Source organism: Acinetobacter sp. NCu2D-2 (genome assembly GCF_001647675.1).
In the GTDB taxonomy this organism is placed as follows: Bacteria; Pseudomonadota; Gammaproteobacteria; order Pseudomonadales; family Moraxellaceae; genus Acinetobacter.
This window is the reverse complement of sequence record NZ_CP015594.1, coordinates 1376276-1387909: the sequence shown is the minus strand read 5'-3', so window position 1 is coordinate 1387909 and position 11634 is coordinate 1376276. Positions and strand designations below refer to the sequence as shown.

12 protein-coding genes are annotated in these 11634 nt (G+C 39.1%); 9 read left to right on the top strand and 3 right to left on the bottom strand.

Translation table 11 applies throughout. From position 1 onward, the window contains the following. Window positions 1-24 precede the first annotated feature (24 nt). Window positions 25-1317, bottom strand: coding sequence for a Y-family DNA polymerase (locus A3K93_RS06620; RefSeq protein ID WP_067730058.1), 1293 nt, complete (start codon window positions 1315-1317; stop codon window positions 25-27). A 12-nt stretch (window positions 1318-1329) separates the two neighbouring features. Then, window positions 1330-1977 (bottom strand): LexA family protein, encoded by a 648-nt coding sequence (locus A3K93_RS06615; RefSeq protein ID WP_067730056.1) that lies wholly within the window; start codon window positions 1975-1977, stop codon window positions 1330-1332. Window positions 1978-2329: 352 nt separating this feature from the next. Between A3K93_RS06615 and A3K93_RS06610 the strand changes: the two genes are divergently transcribed. The 8 genes from A3K93_RS06610 (at window position 2330) to gltS (ending at window position 9954) form a co-directional block, all read left to right on the top strand. Then, window positions 2330-2764: an I78 family peptidase inhibitor gene (locus A3K93_RS06610; protein ID WP_067731688.1), complete on the top strand. Its 435-nt coding sequence runs from the start codon at window positions 2330-2332 to the stop codon at window positions 2762-2764. A 115-nt stretch (window positions 2765-2879) separates the two neighbouring features. Further along, on the top strand, window positions 2880-3239 hold the full coding sequence (locus A3K93_RS06605; protein ID WP_067730054.1) for a hypothetical protein: 360 nt from the start codon (window positions 2880-2882) through the stop codon (window positions 3237-3239). A gap of 192 nt (window positions 3240-3431) precedes the next feature. Then, window positions 3432-3701: a hypothetical protein gene (locus A3K93_RS06600; RefSeq protein WP_067730052.1), complete on the top strand. Its 270-nt coding sequence runs from the start codon at window positions 3432-3434 to the stop codon at window positions 3699-3701. Between the two features lie 297 nt (window positions 3702-3998). Beyond that, entirely contained in the window at window positions 3999-6638 is a 2640-nt protein-coding gene (locus A3K93_RS06595; protein ID WP_067730050.1) for a bifunctional aconitate hydratase 2/2-methylisocitrate dehydratase, read from the top strand. Between the two features lie 125 nt (window positions 6639-6763). Further along, window positions 6764-7471, top strand: coding sequence for a hypothetical protein (locus tag A3K93_RS14960; RefSeq protein WP_067730048.1), 708 nt, complete (start codon window positions 6764-6766; stop codon window positions 7469-7471). A gap of 69 nt (window positions 7472-7540) precedes the next feature. Beyond that, complete coding sequence (locus A3K93_RS06585; protein WP_081408521.1) at window positions 7541-8299, top strand: hypothetical protein; 759 nt, start codon at window positions 7541-7543, stop codon at window positions 8297-8299. A gap of 64 nt (window positions 8300-8363) precedes the next feature. Beyond that, window positions 8364-8582 carry a hypothetical protein gene (locus A3K93_RS06580; RefSeq protein WP_067730046.1) on the top strand — a complete coding sequence of 73 codons (219 nt, stop codon included), beginning with the start codon at window positions 8364-8366 and terminating at the stop codon, window positions 8580-8582. A gap of 145 nt (window positions 8583-8727) precedes the next feature. Beyond that, on the top strand, window positions 8728-9954 hold the full coding sequence (gltS, locus tag A3K93_RS06575) for a sodium/glutamate symporter (RefSeq protein WP_067730044.1): 1227 nt from the start codon (window positions 8728-8730) through the stop codon (window positions 9952-9954). A gap of 180 nt (window positions 9955-10134) precedes the next feature. Here the strand turns inward: gltS and A3K93_RS06570 are convergent, their stop codons facing one another. Beyond that, window positions 10135-11001 (bottom strand): alpha/beta hydrolase family protein, encoded by an 867-nt coding sequence (locus A3K93_RS06570; protein WP_067730042.1) that lies wholly within the window; start codon window positions 10999-11001, stop codon window positions 10135-10137. A gap of 119 nt (window positions 11002-11120) precedes the next feature. Between A3K93_RS06570 and A3K93_RS06565 the strand changes: the two genes are divergently transcribed. Then, on the top strand, window positions 11121-11570 hold the full coding sequence (locus tag A3K93_RS06565) for a hypothetical protein (RefSeq protein WP_067730040.1): 450 nt from the start codon (window positions 11121-11123) through the stop codon (window positions 11568-11570). The last annotated feature ends 64 nt before the right edge of the window (window positions 11571-11634 follow it).

Genomic DNA, 11634 nt, shown 5'->3' with positions numbered 1-11634 from the left:
GGGCTTTTTTATATGACAAATTTTCTATTTAATCCGTGGTAATTCATCCCATTTGGTTAAATAGGCAGGCGAACAGAGGTTTTTCTTCATTTGCCAATCTTCGGTTTTATATTGTGATAAACCGACTGAAACATAGTGATGCCCAAACTTTTTCTGAATTCCTTCTAGAGCTTCAGATAAATGAAAACGTTGCTCACGTCGTATATGGTCGCTAAATAAATCAGGTGAAAAGTTTTGCTTCGGCATCAGTTCTAACAGCACGATGCCTGCTTTTTTATATTTAAAGCCTGTTTTATAGATTTTCTCGACACCATGCATAGCTGCCTGCGTGATGCTCAGTAAGTCATCAGTATGTTCAGTTAAAGAAACGATGGTATAGGGCGAATATTTCTCGCTGGCAAAACGTCCAGTTTGAATAAATACACCCACCATACGACAGAGGGATTGATCTTCACGTAAGCGTGTAACCGCACGCGAAATATAAAGCCGCACTGAGGCTTTAATCTGTTCCATATCATAGACCGGCTGACCATAAGATCGACTGCTGATAATTTGATGTTTACGTGGTGTGTCATATTCTATATCTAAACAAGACAAACCTTGTAGTTCGCGTACTGTTTTTTCCATTACTACGCTGAATTTACGCCGTATGGCTTCAGGATTAGCTTCAATCAAATCTAAGACACTATGAATACCCATCGCATTCAGACTTTTATGATGATTACGTCCGATACCCCACACCTCATTGACTGGTGTCTGAGCGAGTAATTGCTCACTGGAACAGGGATCCATATCGACAAGGTTACAGACCCCATGAAAGTATTTATTTTTCTTGGCCAGATGATTGGCAATCTTGGCTTCGGTTTTGGAGCGCCCGATACCGACACAGCAGGGAATACCTAACCATTTTTTGACGGTAGCTCGCATCTGCTTTGCATAGTCTGTTAGGTCAAAGAGTTCTTGATAAGCAGTAAGATCAAGAAAACACTCGTCAATCGAATAGACTTCCTGATCTTCACCACTGACGAATTGCCCTAAGGTATTCATAAAGCGCTTCGACATTTCGGTATAAAGTGCATAGTTGCTCGAAAGAACCTGAACTTGATAACGTTGAATGAGGTCCTGAATTTGATAGACAGGCACTGCCATTTTAATGCCAAGGTCCTTGGCTTCTTGACTGCGTGAAACCACGCAACCATCATTATTGGACAAGACGACAACCGGTACATGATTGAGCATTGGATTAAACACACGCTCACAACTCACGTAGCAGTTATTCACGTCCACTAACGCAAAAATTTTATTTTCGGCTTTCATAGAAGAACTGGCTTAAACGTGTGTTGCGCGTTTATAGAATTTTTTTAAATTAAATGTCACCACACCCTGAACCATAATGCTTTGGCTATTTTCAGGAATAATATGTTGATATTCAGGGTTTTCTGCTTTAAGCCAAATCTCAGGCAGTTTTTTATTGGCATCCCCAAAAATGTCATAAATATCTTGTTTGGACATTTTTTCTGTGATCATTAAACGCTTTAAGGTAATCTCACGTTGATCGATCAGCGCCACGACAATATCACCGTGCTTTGCTTCCAAACTGCGATCAACCAAAATCGTATCATTAATTTCAAAGCCAGCATTGAGTAAAGATTCACTGTCCACATAAGCAATAAAGGTCGCCAACGGATTAATCAAAAGCAGATCATTTAAATCTAAAGCTTTTTCAAATACATCTTTGTTGGCAAAGGCAGGGCCTGCGGGAATACGTTCAAGCGCAACGGGAATTTCAATATGTGATTTGGGCTGAATAGCTTTGACGTTGAGTTCAGATTCAAGAAAAGGATCGCTAGGTTGTTGCTCTAATTGTTGTTCAAGCAGAGCATTGATGGTTGGACTGGGTTTACCATCCGTCCCCATAAGTTTTTGTAAAGACGACCAAGCATCGTCCGAAAAATAAATCGGCAGTTTTTTTGACATATTTTGCTCCTACGCTACAAGGCGTGTTTGAAGAAAATTCCTTTTTTTAGCATAAGACGGATCATCAGCTATTTTCAAATAAAAAAATCCTTTAAAAACAAAGGTGCGTCAATTTAAGTCGTTTAAAAACAGAGATTTAAATGATGAATATTTATACAAAAACAGAAGTTTTAAAAATCAATAACATGCTAAAACGCAAGTGAACCGTGGCATTGCGCCGTATTGCTATCTATTTTTTCTCATTACACACATTTAGTGATTAATTAACGTAAAAAGATCATTTTCAAAAATGCCATAGTCGTGCGAGAGAAAACTTGCTAAGTTGCATTTTTCAGATCAAGAATATTCAGCCATGAAAAAAATATTTGCGTTTGCCGCACTTGCGAGCTTAATGACGGCATGTACAACTTCACAAGAAACCACAAGCACACCACCAAAAATTGGGATGGCAAATCCTGCAAGTCAATATTGTGTTGAACAGGGTGGAAAGCTTGAAATTCGCAATGAAGCCGATGGTCAGGTTGGATATTGCCATTTAGCCAACGGACAAGTCATTGAAGAATGGGCATTGTTCCGTGCTAATCAAGCTGAATGTGTGCCTGAAGAGGCAAAACGCTTAATCGGTCAATCTCATTTAACCGAAGCCCAAATCAAAAAATTGACCAAAGCTCAAACGGTGCGCATGGTTGCACCTGGTCAGCCTGTCACCATGGATTATCGTGCTGAACGTGTTACCGTTACTGTTGACCCAAGCAACAACAAAATCGTTCAAGCAAGCTGTGGCTAAGCACTGTGGTCTAAAGCCCTTAACATAAAAAGCCCGTTTGGGCTTTTTGTTTATACGGAATTTGAATGACAAAAGGGCAGTGATCTTTTATATTGCCTTGGCTAAGGAGATGTTCATGAAAAAGTTACTTGCTTTGGCGGTCATGTTTGCATTGGTTGGCTGTGCTGAGAAAAAACCATTGACCCCTGAAGAACAGTGGCAGGGTTACTGCCGTAGTGTTGGAAATGCCGCGCGTTCGATTATGCTTGATCGTCAAAATGCGATTGAAAAAGTGAAAGCTGTTGAACATGCCAACAAAGTTGAAGATGAAACTACACGTAAATTTATCTTAACGATTATTGATGAAGTGTATGCTTTGCCTGTCGATCAGATCAAAGGCGATACTGAATTGGCACAAGAGAAGATTCGAGCTGAATTTACACAGAAGTGTATTGCAACCCCGTATGATGAAATGCCAGATTACAAACCGTTCTAAGGAACGGTTTTTTTGTGTCTGAAATGGCATATTTGAGCGCTGAAATGCGTATTTTCTATATTTATAGCATGACTGAAAATAGCCTAAGCAAATCATCACAATTTGTGACAAATCCTAAATCTAAAATATGGAAATACTTATACGAATATTGAATAATGAAATTCAGCCGATAAGAACAAAAGGAGCAGCACAATGAATGTCGTAGGGTACTTGCATCATTCTGACTTGCTGTTGGAAGATGAAAATGGTGTAGTGATCATTGGTGGTGGAAACTACGTTTTAAGTTTGGGTGACAAAGTCTATTTAAAGCAAAAAATTGACCCAGAAAAATCCTTATATCAAGTCGATATTTCCTTTGCGAGTCATAACCATAGCGCACTCTGTGAAGACCATTGGGTGGTCAAATTTGAAGGCTGCCGTGCCAGTTTAAGTCAATATTTAAGCAGTACCACTGTCCACTAAGGTGGAGTATCTTTTTTTTGATAAATCAGGCAACATCTAGGTTGCCTTTTTTATGCCTAAAGTTGCGTTAAAAGTATACATGTTGAGTCACTTTTGAGCAGATTACATGCCAAATTGATTGTGGAATAATCATTATGAGCATCATTTAGTTAGAAAATAATGAGCATCACGAAGAAACACTTTACTTGCATTAACTTTTAACTGGAATTTTAGTAATATTTCGGAGTCCACATTGTTTGTGAAGCTTTTATAAAGCAGGAATTCACAAATAATTTTTTAAAGAAGAGGAATAACACCGTGCTAGAAGCTTACCGCCAACACGTTGCAGAACGTGCCGCACTCGGGGTCCCACCGAAGCCACTTGATGATGCTCAAACAGCTGCATTAGTTGAATTATTAAAAAATCCACCAGCAGGTGAAGAAGCATTCTTAGTAGATTTGCTTGAAAACCGTGTTCCTGCGGGTGTTGACCAAGCTGCTTACGTAAAAGCTGCTTTCTTGGCTGCATTGGCAAAAGGCGAAGCGACTTCTCCTTTAGTTTCTAAAGAACGTGCGGTTTACCTACTAGGTACTATGCTTGGTGGTTATAACGTTGCTCCTTTAGTTGAACTTTTAGACAACGCTGAGCTTGCAGAACTTGCTGCTGACGCACTTAAGAAAACTCTTCTTGTATTTGATGCGTTCCATGACGTTGCTGATAAAGCAAAAGCGGGCAACAAAAACGCGCAAGCAGTTCTTCAATCTTGGGCTGACGCTGAATGGTTCACTAGCCGTAAAGACGTTCCAGAAGAAATCAAACTTACAGTTTTCAAAGTAACTGGCGAAACTAACACTGACGACTTGTCACCTGCACAAGACGCATGGAGCCGTCCAGACATTCCGCTACACGCGAATGCAATGCTTAAAAACGTGCGTGATGGTATCAACCCTGAAAAACCAGGTGAAGTTGGTCCATTAACTCAAATTAAAGAACTTGTTGCGAAAGGCAACCAAGTTGCTTACGTAGGTGACGTTGTTGGTACAGGTTCATCTCGTAAATCTGCAACTAACTCAGTTCTTTGGTTCTTCGGTGATGACATTCCACACATCCCGAACAAAAAAGACGGCGGCTACTGCTTAGGCGGTAAAATTGCTCCGATCTTCTTCAACACGATGGAAGATGCTGGCGCGTTACCAGTTGAAATCGATGTTTCTAACATGAACATGGGCGATGAAATCACCCTTAAAATCGATAAAGCTGCTGCTAAAGTTACTGCGTTCAAAAACGGCGAACAAATTGCTGAATCTGAACTTAAAACTCCAGTACTTCTTGACGAAGTTCGTGCGGGCGGTCGTATTAACCTAATCGTTGGTCGTGGTTTGACTACTAAAGCACGTGAAGCTTTAGGTCTTGCACCTTCAACTTTATTCCGTACGCCTGTACAACCTGAAAACTCTGGCAAAGGCTTCTCTTTAGCTCAGAAAATGGTAGGTCGTGCGTGTGGTCTTCCTGAAGGTCAAGGTGTTCGTCCAGGTACTTACTGCGAACCTAAGATGACTACTGTTGGTTCTCAAGATACAACAGGTCCAATGACTCGTGACGAATTGAAAGACTTGGCTTGCCTAGGTTTCTCTGCTGACCTTGTTATGCAATCTTTCTGTCACACAGCTGCGTATCCAAAACCAGTTGACGTTGAAATGCAACACACGCTTCCTGACTTCATCATGAACCGTGGTGGTGTTTCACTTCGCCCAGGTGACGGTATTATTCACTCTTGGTTAAACCGTATGCTTCTTCCAGATACAGTAGGTACTGGTGGTGACTCACATACTCGTTTCCCAATTGGTATTTCATTCCCAGCGGGTTCTGGTCTTGTAGCGTTTGCTGCAGCAACTGGTGTTATGCCACTTGATATGCCTGAATCTGTTCTTGTTAAGTTCAAAGGTAAAATGCAGCCTGGTATCACGCTTCGTGACCTAGTACATGCAATTCCTTACGTTGCGATCCAAGAAGGCGACTTAACTGTAGAGAAGAAAGGTAAGAAAAACATCTTCTCTGGTCGTATCTTAGAAATCGACTTAACAGAAATGGAAACTGACTTAACTGTTGAGCAAGCATTCGAATTGTCTGATGCATCTGCTGAACGTTCTGCTGCAGGTTGTGCGATCACGCTTTCTGAAGAGAAAGTTGCTGAATACCTACGTTCTAACATCACAATGCTTAAGTGGATGATTTCACAAGGCTATGGCGACGCTCGTACTATGGCTCGTCGTGTTGAGAACATGGAAAAATGGTTGGCTAATCCATCACTTCTTAAAGCTGATGCTGACGCTGAATACACTAAAGTGTACGAAATCGACCTTTCTACCATTACTGAACCAGTTCTTTGCTGCCCGAACGACCCAGATGACGCGAAATTGTTATCTGACGTTGCTGGTACAAAAATTGACGAAGTATTCGTTGGTTCATGTATGACGAACATCGGTCACTTCCGTGCGGCTGGTAAACTTCTAGACAAAGTACCTGGTGGTTCTTTATCTACTCGTCTATGGTTGGCTCCGCCTACTCGTATGGACGAACGTCAATTGATGGACGAAGGTTTCTATAACATTTATGGTAAAGCTGGCGCGCGTACTGAAATGCCAGGTTGTTCATTATGTATGGGTAACCAAGCACGTGTAGCGCCGAACACAACTTGTGTGTCGACTTCTACTCGTAACTTCCCGAACCGTCTAGGTCAAGGTGCGAACGTTTACTTAGCATCTGCTGAGCTTGCGTCTGTTGCTGCTGTACTTGGTAAATTACCAACTCTAGAAGAATACCAACAATACGCTGCTCAAATTGACAGCATGTCAGCTGACATCTATCAATACATGAACTTCGACAAGATGGAAGCGTACACTGACGCTGCTGCGAATGTTGATACGAAGAAAATTGCTGCTGCTCAATTGTCTTAATGAGCTAAGATAAAGAAAAGCCGAAAGGCTTTTCTCTAGCACAAGAGTAAATCTATGATTTACTTGAGCATAAAGCTAAAATAAGGGCTGATTTATCAGCCCTTATTTTTTTATTAAGAATATATATGCAAAAAATTATTTCGGTTTTAAAAGAATTATCAGTACAACATGATGTAAAAAATTATAATTGGCAGATTCCTGAAAGTTGTCCACTTGCTATCCCAGATCACATCACTTCAAATTTTGATCGGAATATTTATCTAAAAGAAAATTTACATACAATGCTCAAACAAGGTGATTGTATGTCTATTTATTATTGGATGATTCAAGAATGGGGTGGAATTGCATCATTTAAACGTAATGACATAAATGATGCCAAGATTTTGAAGTTTATTAAAGAATTAGATAAAAAATCATTAACTAAAATTTCGTTCGAGCGAATTTCATCGTTCTCCAAAGTTGCATCTTTTATGAAGCCTGCTGAATATGTCATTTATGATTCACGTGTTATTTATGCACTGAATTGGCTTTTATTTAACTATGCGCCAGCGATTGAGTTATTTCCTCAACCGCAAGGGCGTAATAGCGAGTTGGTTAAGTATGATATGCAAACCATATTAAGATTAAGTGGTAAGCAACATGCTTATAGAAGTCATAAAAAAGCATACCAAAAATATTGTGAATTGATGAAAGGGTTATCTGTTGAAGTTTATGGACAGGATAGTCAACCGTATTTGCTCGAAATGTTATTGTTTGATATCGCACCTCAACACATTGTGAAAGATATTGAAAATAGAGTCAGTTTGAAAATTGATTTAGAATTAAAGACTTGATTGATAATCAAACAATAAGCGGTATAAGATAAGGATTGATTTATCAGTCCTTATTTTTTGGAAAATTTAATGCGTTCAAAACTAGATATAAATAAAACACGAATAATATTTTTTGATCTTGAATTTTATGTTCCCGAGATAAATCGTAAAGAGCAAGGTTTTTGCTATAACCCATGGCAAGAGAATTCACTTTTTTTGGGTGGTAGTTATGTGATTGCTCTAGGTACTCGTGATCAGGTTAATCCACTAGATGAGGACCTTCAAAATAGAATAAAATCTATTTGGATTTGGGATTGTAAAGATGAAAAAGAACTTGTTGGGAAATTCTTCAAATTATTCAAATCGCAGATTGATCAGTGTGTACAGGCTAGTCAGGGCATATCTCCTTTAATATGTGGTATTGGAATTCAAAGTTCTGATATACCAGTGTTAATGGCATTATTTAGAAAACATAGTTTTTTAAATGAATTTGAATGTTTTACATTTGAAAATTCATTAAGAATTCTGGACTTATCGGTGTTGGGAATTAGTTTTTATAAAAATAAAACATACTTAATGTATCCGAAAAAGAAAAATGAATTATTAAATAAATTTTTCAGTGATCAGGTTTTTGAAAGCGGTACTACGGTTTGGTCTCAATATGAAAATCATAATTACAAAGATATTCAAACCAGGAATGAAAAAGAAGTTTTTTATACTTTAAGGATGTATTATCAATTTAAGCGTAAGATAATGAATATGAAGGATATTGAAGAAAAATATATTAAATTAGAAAAAGCAAAATTAAAAAAATTAGAGGAGTCTATAGAAGTGAAAGAGATTATATAATTCTAGAATAAAGCTATTGTTAACTTGATAGCATTTGTATTCTATTTAATGATGTTGAAATGAAATGGCAAAACAATCCCGCTTCCTCTGTATCGGTGGCTTTCTCAACGGAACCCAAGTCAAAGACCAAGGTGACAGTTTTATCTGTGTCGAAAATGGTAAAAATGTCACTTATACCAAAAAGGAAATTTTCCATCCCGATTCATGGGATCACGACTATTATGTCTGTGAAAGCACCACAGATCAGCAAGCCAAAAATTGGGTCTATGACATCGAAACCTAGATTATCCTAGGTTTTAGCGTTTCTAAAATTTTATTATTTCTAGTTAAATTACTTAAAACAACAACTTGCATAACACTTTTCTAGCTGAGTTTTGCGCTGTTTTCACCACACAATAGCGCTATAAGAAAGCCAATAGGGACGTGTTATGAACTTTGAAATTGATGCCTTTGGCACGATTGTTATTGCGGTGTTTTTTCTTTTTGTTGGACGCTATTTAGTCAATAAAATTAGTTTCTTTAAAAACTACAATTTACCTGAACCTGTGATTGGTGGCTTGGTGGCAGCCATAACGGCATTTATCCTCTATAAATTCTTTAATATCAGTGCTTCATTTAACGCGCAAATCCAAACCATTTTGATGTTGATGTTCTTTACTTCAGTCGGTTTAGGTGCAGACTTTGTCAAACTCAAAGAAGGTGGTAAGTCGCTGATTATCTTCTTATTCTGTGTGATTGGTTTTGTGATTGTACAAAATGCAGTGGGCATGAGTTTGGCGACTATGCTTGGACTTGACCCACTCATTGGATTGATTGTTGGTTCAATTACCTTAACTGGCGGTCATGGTACTGCGGGTGCATGGGGTGAAGTGCTTGAAACCCAACATGGTATTCAAGGTGCAATTGTACTGGGTATGGCAAGTGCCACGTTTGGTCTGATTATTGGCGGGATTGTTGGTGGACCAGTCGCAAAATTTTTAATTAAACGTCATAACCTTGCAGAGAAAGTTGCTGTAGAAAATGGCGAACAACAGCTAGATGAACAACTGAAGACAGCACCTTTTGAGCATCCAAAGAAAACTCGATTAATTACTGCAAGTAATGCAGTGACGACACTTGGGATGTTTGCGCTATGTATATTTGTAGCTAATCAAATGACTGAAATCGGTCAAGGCAAATGGTTTGAGTTACCGACTTTTGTTTGGGCATTGGGAACAGGGGTGATTGTACGTAACCTGCTTGAGCATGTATTTAAGGTGAATATTTTTGACCGTGCCATTGATGTATTTGGCAATGCATCATTGTCGCTTTATCTGTCTATGGCATTGCTTTCACTGCAACTTTGGTTACTTGCAGATTTGGCAGGGCCACTCGTGACGATTTTAATTATGCAAACTGTGGTGCTGATTTTATTTACAGGCATTGTAACTTTTAAAGTTATGGGTAAAAACTACGATGCGGCAGTATTATCAGCGGGTCATTGTGGTTTTGGTATGGGCGCAACACCGACAGCCATTGCCAATATTCAGGCGGTAACTAATACCTATGGACCATCGCATAAAGCCTTTTTGATTATTCCACTTTGCGGTGCATTCTTTATTGATATTGTCAACGCGGTGGTGATTCAAACTTTAATTGCATTCTTTGGTGCTTAAATTCAAGTAAAAGCAAAAACGACAGACATTAAAAAGCCCCATGGTTAGGGGCTAGTCGTATGCACATCTAAGGCACATACTGTAAGAGGCTCATCTCATACTGGGGCTATTAAAGCATAAATTGCTTATTTCAGGTAATGAAATTGCATGAATTGACGTGTTGAAACCTGATGTGTACAACTATGCAGCAATTTGTTGTTCAATGATTGGCCATAAGTTTTGATGTGAACGTTTAAACATCAACATATGTCCAATCACTTTATGACCGTGTTTTTTAGGTTCAAGTGGAATAATGTCAGTTGCTGCATTTGGATATAAACGAATCAGATCTTTCACATTGGCTTCAGAAGCAATGTCATCATCCGTTGCCCAAATGGCAGTAATTGGACATTTGATTTTTGAATGAAAATCTTGCGATGGGTCAATCTGTTTACCAATGGCGTTAATGACATAACCCGGTTTACTACAAAATTGCGCCCATTCACGTGCAACATCTTTGGGTAAGTTTTCACCCATACCGATCTTATTGGTCGGGCCATAGCCCACGGTATAACGTCCAATTGGGAAAATGACATTAAACATAATGGGAGCGAGAAAGCCTGTACGTCCACGGATATTCTTCACATGACCGGTCGAACCTGAAACCGCAACCACTTTTGCCACTTTGTCATAATTTGGCACAATGCCAAGTAACTGACCACCTGCGCTATGACCCACAATAATCACTTTTTCAGCAGAAGTTTGTGCGAGTAGTGCATCAATGGCAGCAGGTATATCACGTTGTCCCCATTGTACGATGCTGGCTTTTGACTGGCGTAAGGGTTCATGCAAAGAACCACCAATCCCACGAAAATCAAACACCATGGTGTCATAACCTTGCTGTTGCAACCACGTCGCAAAGTGATGATAGAAGCCTTTGACAATGCCTGTTGCAGGACAAATTAACACGGGAAAGGGTTTTGAATCAGCCAATGCACTCGGATAAAAAACTGCACTCAATGGATAGCCATCCACACACGTTATAGTCAATGTTTTTGATTCAGACATTGGGTACACTCATTTATCATAGAAGATGATTTCACTTTAACGAATTTCAAAAAAGAAAAGGCATAGAGTTTCTGACTAAAAAGTCAAAGATTGAAAATAAAGATAAGGAAAATTCATAGATGGAACTGACATTATCAGTCAAATTGGCACTCATGATGAGTGGTGTTTTTTTATGGGTAGGGATGCTCACCGGTGTTTGGAAATATGTACAAATCGCACGGTCTGAGCGGGCAAGAGCACATTATTATGTCGATATAGCACATCGCAGTAGTTTGCTTTATGCGCCTGCCAGTTTGATCTTGGCAGTCTTGGCTTATTTTTCAGTCTTTTCGGAACAGGTGAATTTACTTTGTGTTGTAGCAAATTTGGCTTTTTTTAGCTTTTCAATCGGTGCCTATATTTTGCATGGTGCATTGAAAGACACTACTAATCAATTTCGTACACCGCATCAATTAGGAAAATGGACATTACCGAAATTTCTTATGCGTATGGCAATGCTGGGTTTAATTGTTGCTGAACTCGGGGGAACGGGGATTTTATTATTGGGTGCTGCTTTAGGGTTATTTTAATTATTATCGGTTTCTTATTTTTTTCGACCACATGGACAGTCGGTCTACAGGTCCATGTGGTTCA

Coding starts and splice junctions, on each gene's coding strand:
- A3K93_RS06570 (WP_067730042.1), bottom strand. CDS start 11,001: ATGTCTGAATCAAAAACATTGACTATAACGTGTGTGGATGGCTATCCA.
- A3K93_RS06620 (WP_067730058.1), bottom strand. CDS start 1,317: ATGAAAGCCGAAAATAAAATTTTTGCGTTAGTGGACGTGAATAACTGC.
- A3K93_RS06565 (WP_067730040.1), top strand. CDS start 11,121: ATGGAACTGACATTATCAGTCAAATTGGCACTCATGATGAGTGGTGTT.
- gltS (WP_067730044.1), top strand. CDS start 8,728: ATGAACTTTGAAATTGATGCCTTTGGCACGATTGTTATTGCGGTGTTT.
- A3K93_RS14960 (WP_067730048.1), top strand. CDS start 6,764: ATGCAAAAAATTATTTCGGTTTTAAAAGAATTATCAGTACAACATGAT.
- A3K93_RS06585 (WP_081408521.1), top strand. CDS start 7,541: ATGCGTTCAAAACTAGATATAAATAAAACACGAATAATATTTTTTGAT.
- A3K93_RS06605 (WP_067730054.1), top strand. CDS start 2,880: ATGAAAAAGTTACTTGCTTTGGCGGTCATGTTTGCATTGGTTGGCTGT.
- A3K93_RS06600 (WP_067730052.1), top strand. CDS start 3,432: ATGAATGTCGTAGGGTACTTGCATCATTCTGACTTGCTGTTGGAAGAT.
- A3K93_RS06580 (WP_067730046.1), top strand. CDS start 8,364: ATGGCAAAACAATCCCGCTTCCTCTGTATCGGTGGCTTTCTCAACGGA.
- A3K93_RS06610 (WP_067731688.1), top strand. CDS start 2,330: ATGAAAAAAATATTTGCGTTTGCCGCACTTGCGAGCTTAATGACGGCA.
- A3K93_RS06615 (WP_067730056.1), bottom strand. CDS start 1,977: ATGTCAAAAAAACTGCCGATTTATTTTTCGGACGATGCTTGGTCGTCT.